The sequence below is a fragment of the Pseudomonas sp. O39 genome (assembly GCF_045447295.1).
In the GTDB taxonomy this organism is placed as follows: Bacteria; Pseudomonadota; Gammaproteobacteria; order Pseudomonadales; family Pseudomonadaceae; genus Aquipseudomonas; species Aquipseudomonas antarctica_A.
In genome coordinates, this window is record NZ_JBJGXV010000016.1 from 25,646 (window position 1) to 41,221 (window position 15,576).

The following is a 15,576-nucleotide window of genomic DNA, read 5'->3' on the forward strand; positions in this document are numbered from 1 at the left end:
TGCCGACACACCATGTTCTTTTCAACATTGCGTTTATACGCAAGCCTCTGCATCAAATACCTGACCGCGCCCGACCACGCTGGCAGGTGCCAACACCGCCCCCGGCGCCAACACCGCATTGGCGCCGATTCGGCACTGATCGCCGAGCAACGCGCCGAATTTATCGCACCCGGTGCGCTGCAATTGCCCGTTGATCCGCACCTGCACTTCCTTGTCCTCGCGCTCATTGCGGTAGTTGGCGACGATGCTGCCGGCCTCCAGATTGACCCCATGGCCCAGCACCGAATCGCCGACAAAGTTGAAATGCGCCAGCTTGCTGCCACTGAACACAAACGAGCTTTTCAACTCCGCACCCGGGCCGATGATGCATTGCGCATCCACCCAGCACCCGGCGCGCAGCAGAGAACCACTGGCGATAAAGCAATGCGCGCCGATGATCAGTGGCCCCTTGAGCAAGGCGCCGGACTCGACGGTGGCGGTACGGTGGATGGCGATTTCATCCTGAATGACGTAAGCGTCTGCCGGCAATTGCGCCAGTAACTGGCGAACAATTGCCGGTGCCTGGGCCACCAAAGCCCAAGGCATCAGGTCAGCCCAAGGCGCCAACGGGGATTGGGAAACGTGGGCGATGTAGTCGGTGAGTCGGATCAACGTCGAACCCTCCAGCGGTCAAAGAAGCTCGAAACGCTAGCATGTCGGGCGTGATAAACGGAACTTTACTATTTGTCTTGATATAGATATTTTATCCACAAATGCACACGAGGTCCGCTCATGCAATTGCCTGACTATCAAGACGTCATCGCTGCCGCCCAACGCCTGGAAGGCATCGCCCATCAGACGCCGGTCTTTACTTCGCGCACCCTCGACGCCGAAACCGGCGCCCAGGTGTTCATCAAATGTGAAAACCTGCAACGCACCGGCTCGTTCAAGTTTCGCGGCGCGTTCAATGCCCTGTCGCAGTTTGACACTCAGCAGCGCAAGGCGGGCGTGGTGGCGTTTTCTTCCGGCAACCACGCCCAGGGCATTGCGCTGGCCGCTCGTTTGCTGGGCATGCCGGCGACTATCGTGATGCCCACCGACGCGCCTGCCGCCAAGGTTGCAGCGACGCGGGAATATGGCGCCAGCGTGGTGCTGTACGACCGTTTCACCGAGGACCGCGAACAAATCGGCCGCACCCTGGCCGTTGAACACGGCATGACGCTGATCCCGCCTTACGATCACCCGCACATCCTCGCCGGCCAAGGCACCGCCGCCAAAGAGTTGCTGGAATTCAGCGGCCCGCTGGACGCCCTGTTCGTCGGCCTGGGCGGGGGTGGCATGCTCTCCGGCACCGCGTTATCGACTCGCGCCCTGTCGCCGGATTGCCAACTGTTTGGCGTCGAACCCCAAGCCGGTAACGATGGCCAGCGCTCATTCCACAGCGGCAGCATCGTGCATATCGACACCCCGGCGACCATCGCCGACGGCGCGCAAACCCAACACTTGGGCAACTACACCTTCCCGATCATCCGTGACCTGGTGAATGACATCCTTACGGTTTCCGACGCGCAGTTGGTAGACGCCATGCGCTTCTTCATGCAGCGCATGAAACTGGTGGTTGAACCGACCGGCTGCCTGGGCCTGGCGGCATTACGCCAACTGGGCGAGCGGTTCAAAGGCCAGCGCGTGGGCATCATCGTCACCGGCGGCAACGTGGACATCCAGCGCTACGCCGCCCTGCTCAGCGAGGCGCCATGAAGATCATCCACACGTCGAAGGCCTCGGCATCTGCCGGGCATTATTCCCAGGCCATCAGCCACGGCGACACGCTGTATATCTCCGGGCAATTGCCGGTCAGCCCGGACGGGCGTCACAACCTGTCGGCGCCGTTTGCCGAACAGGCCCAAATCGCACTGCATAATCTGTTGGCCATCCTGAACGCCGCCGGCGGTTCGCCGCAGGATTTGGTGAAGGTCACGGTGTACGTTGCCGGGGTCGGGCACTGGCCGGCGTTCGACCGCGTTTACGCCGCCGCGCTGGGCGATCACCGCCCTGCCCGCGCGGTGGTCCCGGTGCCCGAATTGCATCACGGTTACCTGGTGGAGATTGAAGCCGTGGCGCGCTACTTGGCGTAGGTGTAGACCGCTGCGCGTGACACGCCCAAGTGCGAGGCCACAGTCTCCATGGCCCGACGAATATCCATGCAGCCGGCGTCTTTGAGCTCTTGCAGCAGCACCCGCCGGTCCGCCGCCTTGAGTGCACGCGGCGTGGTTGCCAGGCGTGCGGCGAACTGGTCGATACGTGCGCGAATTACATCGGCACCCGAGGGGTCGAGGGACTCGCCAGGCTTGTCACCACTGACCGAGCCAAACTGTTCCAGCATGCCCTGCAAGCCCCGGAACAACGAAAGATCCACGTTCATGCACAAGGCGGCGACGTACTTGCCGCTGGCGTCCTTGATACCAATCGAGGTGCTCTTGACCTGGCGGCCATCGGCGAACTGGTTCTGGTAATTGGCAATGACCTGGGGGTACTCAGGGTCGGCAATTCGCGCCAGCCCAAGCTCGGTGGCCGGGTCACCCGGCTGACGCCCGGAGAGGTTGTTATGGATCGCCAGGATCGCGTGCTGCGGGTCACGCAAGTCATGCAGCACCACCTCGCAGAATGGGCTGAAAGTCTTGCTCAAGCCTTCGGCAATCTGTTCGAGCTGGCTGATCAGGGTGGTGTCTTCGGGAGAGGTCTTTTTCATGCAAGACAACATATCCAGTCCTGGACAGGGCGTCAATTTGGCCGCTGTCCCTCATTGTGGAGCTTGAACCATGGACACCCCTGCCGCATTGATTGATACGCTGAAAATGCAGCGCAATATCCAGCGCATGCAACAGCGCGCCGACAGCCTGGGCGTGCACTTGCGCCCCCACGTCAAAACCCACAAATGCGCCGAAGTGGTGGCCGCACAGATCGCCGCCGGTGCTCACGGCATCACCGTTTCAACGCTGAAAGAAGCCGAGTATTTCTTCGAACTGGGCATCCACGACATTCTCTATGCAGTGGCGATGGCGCCACACAAACTGCCTCAAGCGCTGGCACTGCGTCGTCAGGGTTGTGCGCTGACGCTGATCACCGACAGCCTCGCCGGTGCCCGGGCGATTGTTGATTTCGGCCGAGAGCACGGTGAAGCCTTTGCCGTCATGATCGAGATCGACTGCGACGGCCACCGCTCCGGGGTCAAGCCGCAGGAGCCCTTACTGCTGGAAGTCGCGCACCTGCTCGGCCACACACTCGCCGGCGTGCTGACTCACGCCGGTGAAAGCTACGGGCTGGATACGCCCGAGGCCTTGCAGGCCATTGCCGAGCAGGAACGTGCGCGCTGTGTTGAAGCGGCCGAGCGGATTCGAGCGGCGGGCTTGCCCTGCGTGCAGGTCAGCGTCGGTTCCACACCGACCGCATTGTCGGCAATGAACCTGGACGGCGTTACCGAACTGCGCGCCGGGGTGTATGCGTTTTTCGACCTGGTGATGCACAACATCGGCGTGTGCCGCGCCGAGGAACTGGCCTTGAGCGTGCTGACTACGGTGATCGGCCATCAAGCGGAAAAAGGCTGGATCATCACCGACGCCGGCTGGATGGCCATGAGCCGGGATCGCGGCACCCAATCGCAGAAACGCGATTTCGGCTATGGCCAGGTGTGTGATGAACACGGTGAGCCCATCGCAGGCTTGTTGGTGAGCAGTGCCAATCAGGAACATGGTGTGGCGCGGTTCGAAGACAGCGGCATGGACGTCGTCGCACAGTTCCCGCTCGGCACCCGCCTGCGCATCCTGCCCAACCATGCGTGTGCCACAGGGGCGCAGTTTGGTCGCTACCACGCGATTCTGGATAACGGTGAAGTGCACGTCTGGGAGCGGTTGCGCGGCTGGTAGATAAATACCCAGCGAGTATCAAACCATACTCACTTGATATTAGACGCAAACAAAAACGAGGGAGGAAACTAGCACCAACTATAAAAATACCTAAAGAGTATAAAGATGCAGACCCATTCCTCCTGGATTGTCCTGTCCATCACCGGCCTGTACATGGTTAGCCTTGCGCTGATCAGCTACGGGGTACGTCGGCATTCGCGCAGCGCCACCAACTACACCACCGGCGGTGGGCACTTCCCCGCATTCCTGATTGGCTTCCTGATGCTCTCTGAATTCATCGGCACGGCAGTCAGCATCGGCACCGCGCAGACCGGGTTCAAAGTCGGCCTCTCGGCTGCGTGGAACCTGTTCGCCCTCGCCCTGGGCTTTGTGCTGTTCGCCTGGCTGTTGGCGCGCAAATATAAGGAGCTGGGCGACAACACCATCTCCGGCGTGCTCTCGCGCAACTACGGCCAGCGCACGCGCTTCGCGACCTCCATCATTACCATTTTCGCGCTGGAGATCGTCGCGGTGTCCATCTACGCCAGCGGCGGAGCGGTGTTGGCCAGCGTGATGCAAGTGGACCGCACACTGGCCATCGTCATTGTCGGCGTAGTGTCAGTGATGTATGTAAGCATCGGCGGCATGCGCTCGGTGATCTACACCAACTTTGTGCACGCAGCGTTGAAGTACCTGGGTGTCGGCCTGGCGTTGTGGTTCGGTCTCAAGCAAGTCGGCGGCATCGGCCAGTTACAGGCGCAATTGCCCGCGAGCATGTTCAACTGGACCACCGTCGGCTGGGGCCAGATCATTGCGTGGATGATCGCCGGGATCGGTTCGATCTTCTCCACCCAGTACGTGATCCAGGCAGTGAACACCGTCAGCCATGCGGGCAAGGCCCAGCGTGCGTGCTTCTACGTGGCGGTGTTGATGGTGCCGTTTGGCATCGGCGCGGCATTGATCGGCATGTGCAGCGCCGTGTTGTTTCCTCAGGTGGATTCGCTGCAAGCCTTTCCCAGCCTAATCGCGAGCATGGATCAATTGACCGCCGGATTAGTCGTTGCGGGCCTGGCCGGCTCGCTGTTCGGCACGATATCGGCGGTGAGCATGGGCTCGGCCACGTTGCTGCTGCGGGACTTCTACGAGCCGTGGTTCAACCCGGAAAAAAGTGACGCCAAGAACCTGCGCTTCGTGCGTCTGGCGACTATTGCGGTGGGCCTGCTGCCCATTGCGTTGGCACTCACCTCGGACAAAGTGCTGATGATCGCTTTTCTCGGCAAAGCCCTGCGAGCGTCGTTGGCGGTCCTGGTATTGCTGGTGTTCTACGCGCCACGCTTCGGCACCGCGACCGGCGCATTCCTGAGCATTATTGCGTCACTCCTGGCGACGGTAGGCTGGTTTCTGGCGGGTAACCCTTGGGGGATTGATAACGCGTATGTGGCGCTGTTTACGCCGTTGGTGATTATGGGGATCAGCCATATCACCCGACGCAACACCCCCTCGCTGCACCCGGTTTCCCAGGCGCAGTAAACCCTTGTGGCCGCTGGCACGATCAAGCGTCCTGCAAAATCAGGTCGGCGCCCTTCTCTGCCACCATCAACACCGCCGCATGGGTATTGCCCGACGTCACATTCGGAAAGATCGACGCATCGACAATCCGCAATCCGTCCAGCCCATGCACCTTCAAGCGTTTGTCCACCACCGAGACCTGCGGGTCCGAGCCCATGGCGCAGGAGCCGCACAGGTGGTAGATCGAGCCGCTGTTTTCACGGAAGTATTGCAGCATCTGCTCATCGGTCTGCACCGCCGCGCCCGGTAATACTTCGGCCACGGTGATGCCCTTGAGCGCCGGTGCCTGCATGATCTTGCGCATCAACCGGCTGCCCTGGATCACCTCGTCGATGTCCTTTTGGGTGCTCAGGTAGTTGGGGTCGATCAGCGCCGCGTCCCGCGGGTTTTTCGAGGCGATGCGGATGGTGCCACGGCTGGTCGGGCGGCACGGGTTGAAGCACAGCAGGAAGCCGGAGTAAGGCTCGGGCTTGAGGCTGGCCTTGTTGTTTTTTGGAATCTGGTACGACAGCGGGTTGAAATACAGCTGCAGGTTCGGGTCTTTCTGCGCGTCGTTGCCGCGAAAGAAACCACCCGCCTGGTTGACGCTCATGGCCAGCGCACCTTTGCGCGTAAACAGGTACTTGAGGCCGAGTTTCAACTGGCCGAACAGCGAGCTGAGCTCATCGTTCAGCGTCGGGATATTGGCCTTGTAGTAGTAGCTGGCGCACAGGTGGTCTTGCAGGTTATCGCCCACGGCCGGCAGGTGCTTGACCAGCGGGATTGCATGCTCGGCCAGCAGTTGTTGGTCAGCCACACCCGACAGCTGCAGGATCTTGGGCGTGTCCACCGCACCGGCGCACAGGATCACTTCCTTGCGCGCGGTGAAGGTACGGACCACGCCGTGCTGGGTGACAGCAATGCCGGTGGCGCGTTGCTGGTCGTCGAACAGCACGCGATCAACCAGCGCATGCAATTCCACGGTCAGGTTCGAGCGACTGAGGGCCGGGTGCAAATGGGCAAAGCTGCTGGAGCAGCGCTCGCCCTTGCGGGTGTTGACGTCATACAGCCCGGCGCCTTCGAAATTCGGGCCGTTGAAGTCGTCGCTATGGGCGTAGCCGAGTTGCTCGCAGCCCTTGAGAAACACGTCACAGATCGGGTGGGTCTGGCCCTTCATCGGCGTGATGCTGATGGGGCCACTGCCGCCGTGGTACTCGGTGTCGCCCAACGGGTGGTTTTCCAGCTTGCGAAAGTACGGCAGCACGTCTGCAAAGCCCCAGCCATCGTTGCCGCTGGCGGCCCAGTCATTGAAGTCATGGGCCTGGCCGCGCACATAGATCATCGCATTGATCGAGCCCGAGCCACCCTGCACTTTGCCCCGTGGCGCGTAGATTTCACGGCCTGCCAGCTGCTTTTGCGGCTGGCTGTAGTACATCCAGTTGAAGGTCGGGTTGTAATACATCTTGGCGAAACCGACCGGGATCTTGAACCACCAGGAACTGTCTTTGCCGCCGGCTTCCAGCAGCAACACGGAGTATTCGCCCGAGGCGGACAACCGGTTGGCCAGTACGCACCCTGCGGCGCCGGCGCCGGCGATGATGTAGTCATATGTCATGCACAATTACCGCGTTATTCGTAGTGAAGTGCCTGGCTCAGCCTTTGGCCGGCGAGGTGTCTTTGACGTCAGCCGGTGTGGCAGCCATTTGCAGGTGCAGGCGCTCGCCGGTATAGGGCGTGTGCTTGCGCACCACGTCCATGTTCAGCTCCACCCCCAGGCCCGGCTCAGTGGACGGAATGATGTAGCCGTCCTCCCATTGCAGTGGCTTGGTCAGGATTTCGGCATGGAAACCGCCCCAGGTCATGATGCTTTCCTGGATCAGGAAGTTCGGCGTGCACGTGGCCAGCTGGAAACTCGCCGCCGCGCCAATCGGCCCGTTGTACAGATGGGGCGCGATCTGCGCGTAGTAGGCCTCGGCCATGCTCGCGATTTTCTTCGCCTCCAGCAGCCCGCCGCAGCGCGCCACGTTCATCTGCAGGATCGACGCGCCGCCAGCTTGTAGCAGCTTGAAGAATTCATACTTGGTGGTCAGCCGTTCGCCCGTGGCGATCGGGATACTGGTCTTGGCCGCCACTTGGGCCATGGCCTCTTCCTGGCCAGGCGGTACCGGCTCTTCGAACCAGAGCGGGTCGTATTTCTCCAGGCGCTTGGCCAGGCGGATCGCCGACGATGGCACCATCTGCCCGTGGGTGCCGAACAGCAGGTCGCACTTGTCGCCTACCGCCTCGCGGATCTTGCGGCAGAAGGTCTCGCAGCGTTCCAGCACCTCCAGGGAAATCTGGTGGCCGGAGTACGCGGTGTACGGCCCCGCCGGGTCGAATTTCACCGCGGTGAAGCCCTTGTTCATGTTCTCGATGGCGCACTCGGCCGCCAGGTCCGGGTCGTCGTAGTCATACTCGCCCTGGCTGTTGACCGGGTACAGGTAGGTGTAGGAACGCAGGCGCTCGTTGACCTTGCCGCCGAGCAATTCGTAGACCGGTTTGTTGGCCGCCTTGCCGATGATGTCCCAGCAGGCCATTTCCAGGCCGCTGACCACACCCATCATGGTCAAGTCCGGGCGTTGGGTGAAACCGCTGGAATAGGCCTGGCGGAAAAAGCGCTCGATATGGTGCGGGTCGTGGTTGAGCAGGTAGCGCTCAAACACATCCTCGATGATCGGCAGCATGGCCTTGGGGCCAAAGGTGGCGGCGTAGATCTCACCGACACCTTCGATGCCGCAGTCGGTCTTGAGTTTGACGAACAGCCAGTACATACCACCAATGTGCGGCGGTGGAACGGCGACGATATGGGTTTCAAGGGCGACGATTTTCATCTCAGGCACCTGTCTGGTTGAATTTTTTACGGTTGATTCGAGCGCGCAGGGTCAGGGCCGCAAGGGTCCCGAGCACGCCGACAAAAGCGATGTAGCCGAAGTACAGGTTGTAACCGGCCTTGCCTGGGTAGGTGTCGGTCAGGTAGCCATTGATCAGCGGGATAAAGGTGTCCGGCAGGTAACCCACTACCGAGACAATGCCGATGGCCAGGCCAGTGATGCGCAGCGGGATGTCGCAACTGTCGAGGATCGCCCAGTACAGGCCGCGAATCGCATACGTCATCAGGCCGATGAAGATCACCGTGCCGATCAGCAGCCCGAGGCTATTGAGCGCCGGGAACACAATCAGCCCGACCATGGCCAGGGTCACCAGCACCAGCGCGACGATCAGCACCGAGATATTCGAGAACTTGTCCCCCAACCAACCGCCGCCAATGCCGCCGATGGGGCGCATCCACAGTTTGATGGTGGTGATGGTGCCGGCCATGACGGCGGTCATGCCGCTGCCTTGCAGGTAATCGGAGAAGCTATAGGTGGCCCAGAACATGTGATAACCGCAGAACACGATGGCGGTCACCAGCCACAGTTCGGGGATCTTCACCAGGGTCGTGAGGTCGGCAATCAGGTTGAACTTACCCTTCTCCACCGCCGACGTTTCGGCCATGGACTTGGGGTCCTTGAGCAACACCAGCCCGCAGCCGATGGCGATGCAGATGAACGAATACAGGTAGACCACCTGTTTGAAACCTTCGGCCGCCGACTGGCTGCGGGTTTCAGTGGCATAGGCGAACAGGCCCAGGGCCACAGTCGCCAATAACGCTTCAACCAGGCCGCGACCGCCATCGAGTATCCCGAAGAAACGCCCCTGCTCGGTAGGGTGGGCGATCATCTTTACGCGCTTGAGCACCGAGGCCCAGAAGGTCAGGCCGGTGGTGAGCCCCCAGCAACCGAAGATAATCATCAGGCCGGTCATCGACGGCACCGTCGAATACCACAGGCCCAGGGCGCCGGTGGCGACCAGCGAGAAAAAGATCAAAAAGCGCGGCGGCAAACGGTCGGCCAGCCAACCGCTGGGCAGGTAGCTGAGCAAAAAGACGGTGCCGAGCATGGAGTACAAGTAGCCCAGTTCACTGTGGTTGATCTGGAACACGTCGAGCATGGTGGTCTGGTAGACCTGGCGCAGGTAGAGGATCGGGTAAATCGCCCCGGCGGCCAATACCAGCAAGAGCAATTGGAAATAGCGACTGGCGGTGTCGCTTTTTGCCGCGGACACGGCATCGAGACCCTGGGCAACGGGTGCAGGCTTGGACATCTTGATGACCTCGGGCACCCACTGTGCAGGTGCCCTCATAATTGTTTTTATTGAAGGTGCAGCCGGTATGCGTGAATCAGTACTTCATGACCACCAGACGGGTCTGGGTGAATTCCAGCATTCCGTGCTTGCCGTCATCGCCGCCCAGCCCTGAGCGTTTCCAACCGGCGTGAAAGCCCTGATACGGGTCCGCCGGGGTGCGATTGACGTACAACTCGCCGGCTTCAATGGCGTTCGCCACTTTCATCGCCGTGCGGTAGTTCTCGGTGTAGAGCACCGACGACAGGCCGAACTGGTGGTCGTTGGCCATGGCCAGTGCTTCGTCAATGTCGCGGTACTTGAGCACCGGCAGCACGGGGCCGAAAATTTCTTCCTGGATGATTTCCATGTCCTGGCGGCAGCCGCTGAGCAAGGTCGGCGGGTAGAAATGGCCGGGGCCCTCGGGCAGCACACCGCCTGTTTCCAGTACAGCACCCGCAGCCACGGCGCGCTCGACCATGGCATGGATATTCTTTTGTGAACTGGCGTTGACCAGCGGGCCCATCAAGCTTTCATCGTTGGCCCGGTCGCCGAACTTTACGGCGCTGATCCTGGTTTTCAGCAAGGCCAGGAAGCGGTCGTAGACGCTTTCGTGCACATACACCCGCTCTACCGCCGTGCACAGTTGGCCGCAGTGGGTAGTCTTGGAGCCGATGATGGCGCTGGCAGCCTTTTCCAGGTCGGCATCGGCCTCGATGATCGCCGGAGTCTTGCCGCCCAGTTCCAGGGACGGCTTGGCGATATTGGCCTTGCAGTAATCAAGCACGATACGCCCGGCATTCACGCTGCCGGTAAGGGTAATCAGGCCGACCGCTTTATGCGTGCAGACACTGGCAGCGGTGGCATGGTCCATGGTCAGGATGTTGATGACGCCGGCCGGAATCCCGGCGGTGACCACGGCCTTGGCGATCTCAAACGCGGACAACGGCGTGTTATTGCTGGGGCGCACCACCACGGTATTACCGGCGATCAGCGCCGGGGCGACCTTGCGCAGCAAGGTGTAGACCGGGTAGTTGAACGGGATCAGGCAGGCCACGACGCCAATCGGCTCGCGTTGCAGGAACAGGTTTTCATCCGGCGTGTCGCTGGGGATGATTTCGCCTTCGATACGGCGCGCCCATTCGGCGTGGTAACGGGTAATTTGCGCGGCGTAGCGCGCTTCGTTGCTGGCATCGCTGACGCTCTTGCCGGACTCGCGGGCCAGGGCCGTGCCGATGGCTTCGGCGTGGCCGTCCAGGGCGTCGGCAAAGGCACGCAAGTGTTCGGCGCGTTCGATGCTGGTGAGCTTGCCCCAGGTTTTTTGGGCGATGGCGGCGGCGTCGACGGCGGCAATGGCCTCATCGGCGGTGGCGGCGCTGACGTGGCCGACCAGGGATTCATTGGCAGGGTTGTAAACGGCGATCAGGGCGTCGCTGGCGGGCTCGACGAACTGACCGTTATAGAAATTGCGCTCGAATTGCATGTGGTTTGCCCAACGTTGTTGTTTTGCGAGTGACATGCAGTTTTGTATTTGCTTGGGGGGTGTGCAAACGACTTATTGGGTGGGGTAACGTGAGGAAAATGAAGGTTACGGGTGTTCGAGTACCTATCCGTTACTGCGGTAACGGATAGGTGCTCAAACTCACCCTGCCGCCGTAGAAGGCTCCAACTGCCGCTGCGCCAACCAGATTTCCTCCTGCAGCCAGCGCCCAAACACCTGCAACTGCGGCATATCCGTCTGCTCCGGCCGGGTCACCAGCCAGTAGGACTGATGCCCTTCCACATGGACATTCAACACCTGCGTCAACTGCCCACTGGCCAACTCCGACGCAACCATATGCCAGTCCGCAATGGTAATCCCCAACCCATCGACCGCCGCCTGTATCGCCAGGTTGAGCAAATCAAACTCATAACCGCCCTGGGTATCCACTCCGGTAATCCGCGCCGCATCCAGCCAATGCTTCCATGTGAGATAACGCTGATCTTCACTCGCCAACACATGCAGCAACGTCATCCGATTCAAGTCGATACCGTCCCCGCCACCTTCGCGGGCGAACAACGACGGTGTGCACACGGCGATATGCCGCTCCTGGAACAACAGCGAGCTGTCCAGCCCATCCCACTCACCATTGCCAAAACGAATCGCACAGTCGAGGGTGCTGGTCTGCGCCAGGGTGTCCTGCATGCAGGTGGTGATGCTCAACTCCAACTCCGGGTGTTGCTCGCGCAGCCTTCCGAGGCGCGGCATCAACCAGCGGCTGGTAAAGGTCGGCGGCGCGTGGAGGTGCAGTCGGTTGGAATGGGTTTTCTGCTGAATGCTGCGCACCGTCAGTTCGATCTTGTCAAAAGACTGATGCAACGCCCGCAACAACACACGCCCGGCACTGGTCAGCTCCAAATGGTGGTGACGCCGTTCCAGCAAGTGCTCCCCCAGTTGTTCCTCAAGCTGGCGGACCTGGCGACTGACCGCACTTTGGGTCACGTTCAACAGCTCGGCAGCCCGGGTAAAACTGCCGGTGCTGCCGGCAACTTCGAAGGCTTTGAGGGCATTGAGACCAGGCATTTTGCGTTTCATGGAGGGCACTCGACAGCAGCGGACAAGGAAGATTGAGCAGAGCAATGCTGCACACAACATACCTTTTTGTATTGAACCTGGGGTAGCACCCTCTGCGGCCGAAGAAAAACTCGGCTAATGCCAGCAGCGTCGTTTTTAACCTGAATACGTCGTTGACGAATAAATAGCACGCGTAGGACGCATGCACACTAAGACAATTAAGCATTGGTCGCCCACTCACCACAAAAGTTAGTCTCTGCAACAACTAACCCACTTGCCTGACTCATCATTTAAATCAGGGCCGCGCCATGTCGAGTACGTCTGTTTCATCGCGGCGAAGTATTGCGCTGTTGGCACTGGTCTTCACCGCCTGCAACGCCACCACCCACGGTTTCAGTATTTTTCTGTATTCCGCTTTATTGCCGCAGATTCGCCAGGTATTTGAACTCAGCTACAGCCAGGCGGCGCTGATTGCCGCCTTGCTGCAGCTGTTTTATATGGGGGCATCCATTGCCAGCGGCATTGCCGCGGCGTGGGTGACCCCGCGCACCATGGTGCGCCTGACCATGGTGCTGAGCCCGGTGTTGCTGGCCCTGGCGGTCGCCACACCCTGGGTGCTGCCCTTTGCCCTGTGCCTGGCGCTGGTGTCGGCGTGTGCGGTGTCGAACTGGAACGCGATTGCGGCACTCGCCCGCGAGGTCATCCCGGCCAGCCACCGCAGTCGCGTGCTGGGGCTGGCGTCTTCGGGGGCGGCCTTTGCGATTTGCCTGAACGGGTTGCTGATCACCTGGCTACAGGGGTTGTCGTTACGCCAGTTCTGGCTGATCTGCGCAGGCTTGACGCTGCTGGTCACGCTGCTGACGCTGTGGGCCCTGGCTCCCTACGCCGAACAAGCGCCACGCGCCAGCCGGCCGCCCGCGTTCAATCAAGTGCTGAAGCAGTGGCTGAACGTGTGCCTGGAACACCCTGTGGCAATGCAGATTGTCTTGCTCAGCGGGTTTATCGGCGCAATCAGTGGGCCGTTTCTTAATTTTTTGTCGGCATTTGTCAGCGATCGCCTGCACGCCGGCGCAGCAGTGACCGGCTCAATGTGGACGCTGATCGGCATCGGCGGCGTAATCGGCGGCCTGCTGTTGGGCACGCTGGCGGATCGCTGGGGTGCGTTGCGGGTGCTGGCGCTGAGCATCGGCGCTTTCGGCCTCGCGATGATTGGCCTGCTGTGGCATCCCAGCCTGTTGTTGAGCTGGCTGGCCGCCGGGTTGTTTGCAGTATTTTATTTCCCCTCGTGGGGCTTGATGGCGGCCTACCTCAGCGCACGTCTCAACCCGGTGCACAGCCTGCAAGTGGTGAGCCTGAGCATGGTCAGCTATGGCTTGGCCAGCGCCTCGGCCAATGGGTTGTGCGGCTGGCTGTTGCAGGCCAGCGGCGAATTTGCCGGGGTGCATGCGTGGATCGTCGGCTGGGTGCTCGCTGGCCTGTTATTGCTCAAACGCATGGCTCGGCGAGCGACTGACGCTGCGCGGCCTGTCCAGGTACCCTGAACGCCCCAACTGGCGCTGCAAAATCTCTACCAGCGCCTCCACTTCCGGCACCTGGCAACCGGCTGTGCGCCAGAACATCAGGCGGGCCGGCGCAATCGGCGGGAAGCCTTGGCGCTCATCCAGAATCTGCCAGCCAGCCGGCACCAGGCGCCGCGCCATCACCCCAACCGACAGACCCTGCTCAATCGCAATCGCGATTCCGCGTGGGCTCTGACTGGTGTACACCACCTGCCATGAACGCCCGGCCTGGGCCAGCGCCTGCACGGCATTGGCACGGAACGCACAGCCCTCGGCGTACACGGCCAGCGGCACCGACTGGCGCCCCACGGCACTCCAGCTCGGCGCCGCCACCCACACCAGCGGCTCGTCGCACAGGTATTCACCGGGCTGCAGGCCGGCATGTTCGACGCCCAACACCAGGTCCAACTCGCCGCGGTGCAACCGGCTGACCAGCGCGGTGGACATCTCGCAGCAGATGTCCGGGCGCACTTGGGCAAACTGCGCCTGGAAGTCCTTGAGCATGCCGCCCAGGCAATATTCGGCGTAGTCCTCCGGCATGCCCAGGTGGATACACACCTGCTCATTGGGCAATTGCGCCGCAGCCACCGCCTCGTGGTGCAGCTTGAGGATTTGCCGGGCGTAAATCAGAAAGGTCTCCCCACTCGGGGTGAGGCCGATGGAGCGGCTGGTGCGATGGATCAGCGGCGTGCCAACAATCTCCTCCAGCCGCTGCAAGCTCTGGCTGACGGTGGACTGGGTTTTATGCAGGCGCTCGGCCGCGGCCGAAAAGCCCTGGCACTCGATAATTGCCACAAACACTTTAAGTAAGCTGCCATCCAGTTCGCCTGACATCACTATCGCCCCTGCCGATGGATTCGATCACAACTTGTAATTTCCACTTCAAATCGCTTTACGCAACTATCCACTCAACACAACAGCCTACTTCAGGAGCCGTGTATGAGTCTTAAACTTGCCGATGCCGAAACCGGTGATATCAGCGACATCATTAATACCGCGCTGTACCCCATACATGATTCGGGCCATGTTCAATTACAGGCATTAATTGAACATGCCCGCGCCGAATTGGCCGAGGACGGTTGCTGCCTGCTAAAGAACTTCCTGCGCCCCGAAGTGCTGGAACAGGCGCGCCTGGAAGGCCAGGCACTGTCGGGCAAAACGTTTTATTCGGTGCGCAAGGTCAACGCCTACTTCACCGAGGACGACGCCAGCCTGCCCCAGGATGACCCGCGCCGCACGTTCATGGAGCGCACCAGCGGCTTTGTGACCCGCGACATGATCGCCCCCGACGCAATCATCCACCGGCTGTATGTCTCGCCAATGATGAAACGCTTTATCGGCGCCTGCCTCGACGAACCGGAGATTTTCGAATACGCCGACCCCTTCGCCGGGCTGGTCATCAACGTGATGCCCGAAGGCACCGAGCAGCCTTGGCACTTCGACACCAACGAATTCATCGTCAGCATGATGACCCAGAAGCCCGAGGCCGGCGGCCTGTTCGAATACGCGCCGATGATCCGCTCGCGCAGCCAGGAAAACCTCGGTGCCGTCGGCAAAGTAGTACGCGGCGAGGACCGTTCGCGGGTCAAGGACCTGGCGCTCAACCCCGGTGACCTGCAGATCTTCAAGGGCCGTTTCTCCGTACACCGGGTCACCCGCGTCGAAGGCGCCACCGAGCGCAATACGGCGATCTTCGCCTACTCGGAAAAGCCCGGAATTATCGGCCGCGCGCAACGCACCAAACAGCTTTACGGACGCCTGTCCGAAGCCCACCTGCAAGCCGAACGCAACCTGGTGCGCAGCGACCAGTTGCTCGACTGATTCGCCCCCAAAA

The 15,576-nt window shown here is 61.0% G+C and carries 14 protein-coding genes; 6 read left to right on the forward strand and 8 right to left on the reverse strand.

Going from position 1 to position 15,576, the window contains the following annotated elements; genetic code table 11:
* Positions 1-33: 33 nt before the first annotated feature.
* The gene (locus ACI77D_RS19675; RefSeq protein ID WP_407017296.1) at positions 34-651 is read right to left on the reverse strand and encodes an LpxA family transferase; all 618 of its coding nucleotides are present in this window, start codon (positions 649-651) and stop codon (positions 34-36) included.
* A 120-nt stretch (positions 652-771) separates the two neighbouring features.
* Between ACI77D_RS19675 and ACI77D_RS19680 the strand changes: the two genes are divergently transcribed.
* Entirely contained in the window at positions 772-1,737 is a 966-nt protein-coding gene (locus ACI77D_RS19680; RefSeq protein ID WP_407017297.1) for a threo-3-hydroxy-L-aspartate ammonia-lyase, read from the forward strand.
* Positions 1,734-2,114 (forward strand): RidA family protein, encoded by a 381-nt coding sequence (locus ACI77D_RS19685; protein ID WP_407017298.1) that lies wholly within the window; start codon positions 1,734-1,736, stop codon positions 2,112-2,114. The genes ACI77D_RS19680 and ACI77D_RS19685 overlap by 4 nt, the downstream gene beginning before the upstream one ends.
* Here the strand turns inward: ACI77D_RS19685 and ACI77D_RS19690 are convergent.
* Entirely contained in the window at positions 2,102-2,728 is a 627-nt protein-coding gene (locus ACI77D_RS19690; protein WP_064452230.1) for a transcriptional regulator, read from the reverse strand. The two genes, ACI77D_RS19685 and ACI77D_RS19690, sit on opposite strands and share 13 nt — an antisense overlap.
* A 70-nt stretch (positions 2,729-2,798) precedes the next feature.
* Here ACI77D_RS19690 and ACI77D_RS19695 point away from each other — a divergent pair, with 70 nt between their 5' ends.
* Positions 2,799-3,902 carry a DSD1 family PLP-dependent enzyme gene (locus tag ACI77D_RS19695; protein ID WP_407017299.1) on the forward strand — a complete coding sequence of 368 codons (1,104 nt, stop codon included), beginning with the start codon at positions 2,799-2,801 and terminating at the stop codon, positions 3,900-3,902.
* A 105-nt stretch (positions 3,903-4,007) separates the two neighbouring features.
* Positions 4,008-5,411 carry a sodium:solute symporter family protein gene (locus ACI77D_RS19700; protein ID WP_064452228.1) on the forward strand — a complete coding sequence of 468 codons (1,404 nt, stop codon included), beginning with the start codon at positions 4,008-4,010 and terminating at the stop codon, positions 5,409-5,411.
* A 22-nt stretch (positions 5,412-5,433) separates the two neighbouring features.
* Here ACI77D_RS19700 and ACI77D_RS19705 read toward each other — a convergent pair whose 3' ends face one another.
* The 5 genes from ACI77D_RS19705 to ACI77D_RS19725 all read right to left on the reverse strand — a co-directional run bounded on the left by ACI77D_RS19705 (position 5,434) and on the right by ACI77D_RS19725 (position 12,204).
* On the reverse strand, positions 5,434-7,044 hold the full coding sequence (locus ACI77D_RS19705; protein WP_407017300.1) for a GMC family oxidoreductase: 1,611 nt from the start codon (positions 7,042-7,044) through the stop codon (positions 5,434-5,436).
* Between the two features lie 37 nt (positions 7,045-7,081).
* Positions 7,082-8,299, reverse strand: coding sequence for a mandelate racemase/muconate lactonizing enzyme family protein (locus ACI77D_RS19710; RefSeq protein WP_128590874.1), 1,218 nt, complete (start codon positions 8,297-8,299; stop codon positions 7,082-7,084).
* Position 8,300: 1 nt separating this feature from the next.
* Positions 8,301-9,611: a nitrate/nitrite transporter gene (locus tag ACI77D_RS19715; RefSeq protein WP_064452225.1), complete on the reverse strand. Its 1,311-nt coding sequence runs from the start codon at positions 9,609-9,611 to the stop codon at positions 8,301-8,303.
* A gap of 76 nt (positions 9,612-9,687) precedes the next feature.
* Complete coding sequence (aldA, locus tag ACI77D_RS19720) at positions 9,688-11,112, reverse strand: aldehyde dehydrogenase (RefSeq protein WP_407017301.1); 1,425 nt, start codon at positions 11,110-11,112, stop codon at positions 9,688-9,690.
* 159 nt (positions 11,113-11,271) lie between these two features.
* Positions 11,272-12,204, reverse strand: coding sequence for a LysR substrate-binding domain-containing protein (locus ACI77D_RS19725; RefSeq protein ID WP_053256262.1), 933 nt, complete (start codon positions 12,202-12,204; stop codon positions 11,272-11,274).
* A 287-nt stretch (positions 12,205-12,491) separates the two neighbouring features.
* On the opposite strand from ACI77D_RS19725, the gene ACI77D_RS19730 reads away from it, so the two are divergent.
* Complete coding sequence (locus ACI77D_RS19730) at positions 12,492-13,724, forward strand: MFS transporter (RefSeq protein WP_407017302.1); 1,233 nt, start codon at positions 12,492-12,494, stop codon at positions 13,722-13,724.
* Here the strand turns inward: ACI77D_RS19730 and ACI77D_RS19735 are convergent.
* Positions 13,662-14,576, reverse strand: coding sequence for a LysR family transcriptional regulator (locus ACI77D_RS19735; RefSeq protein WP_064452222.1), 915 nt, complete (start codon positions 14,574-14,576; stop codon positions 13,662-13,664). The two genes, ACI77D_RS19730 and ACI77D_RS19735, sit on opposite strands and share 63 nt — an antisense overlap.
* A 105-nt stretch (positions 14,577-14,681) precedes the next feature.
* On the opposite strand from ACI77D_RS19735, the gene ACI77D_RS19740 reads away from it, so the two are divergent.
* Complete coding sequence (locus ACI77D_RS19740; RefSeq protein ID WP_064452221.1) at positions 14,682-15,563, forward strand: hypothetical protein; 882 nt, start codon at positions 14,682-14,684, stop codon at positions 15,561-15,563.
* Positions 15,564-15,576 lie beyond the last annotated feature (13 nt).

What these genes read in the sequence shown, in the direction of transcription:
- ACI77D_RS19695 (WP_407017299.1), top strand. Translation starts at nt 2,799, where the DNA reads ATGGACACCCCTGCCGCATTGATTGATACGCTGAAAATGCAGCGCAAT.
- ACI77D_RS19715 (WP_064452225.1), bottom strand. Translation starts at nt 9,611, where the DNA reads ATGTCCAAGCCTGCACCCGTTGCCCAGGGTCTCGATGCCGTGTCCGCG.
- ACI77D_RS19690 (WP_064452230.1), bottom strand. Translation starts at nt 2,728, where the DNA reads ATGAAAAAGACCTCTCCCGAAGACACCACCCTGATCAGCCAGCTCGAA.
- ACI77D_RS19685 (WP_407017298.1), top strand. Translation starts at nt 1,734, where the DNA reads ATGAAGATCATCCACACGTCGAAGGCCTCGGCATCTGCCGGGCATTAT.
- ACI77D_RS19680 (WP_407017297.1), top strand. Translation starts at nt 772, where the DNA reads ATGCAATTGCCTGACTATCAAGACGTCATCGCTGCCGCCCAACGCCTG.
- ACI77D_RS19725 (WP_053256262.1), bottom strand. Translation starts at nt 12,204, where the DNA reads ATGAAACGCAAAATGCCTGGTCTCAATGCCCTCAAAGCCTTCGAAGTT.
- ACI77D_RS19730 (WP_407017302.1), top strand. Translation starts at nt 12,492, where the DNA reads ATGTCGAGTACGTCTGTTTCATCGCGGCGAAGTATTGCGCTGTTGGCA.
- aldA (WP_407017301.1), bottom strand. Translation starts at nt 11,112, where the DNA reads ATGCAATTCGAGCGCAATTTCTATAACGGTCAGTTCGTCGAGCCCGCC.
- ACI77D_RS19740 (WP_064452221.1), top strand. Translation starts at nt 14,682, where the DNA reads ATGAGTCTTAAACTTGCCGATGCCGAAACCGGTGATATCAGCGACATC.
- ACI77D_RS19700 (WP_064452228.1), top strand. Translation starts at nt 4,008, where the DNA reads ATGCAGACCCATTCCTCCTGGATTGTCCTGTCCATCACCGGCCTGTAC.
- ACI77D_RS19735 (WP_064452222.1), bottom strand. Translation starts at nt 14,576, where the DNA reads ATGTCAGGCGAACTGGATGGCAGCTTACTTAAAGTGTTTGTGGCAATT.
- ACI77D_RS19705 (WP_407017300.1), bottom strand. Translation starts at nt 7,044, where the DNA reads ATGACATATGACTACATCATCGCCGGCGCCGGCGCCGCAGGGTGCGTA.
- ACI77D_RS19710 (WP_128590874.1), bottom strand. Translation starts at nt 8,299, where the DNA reads ATGAAAATCGTCGCCCTTGAAACCCATATCGTCGCCGTTCCACCGCCG.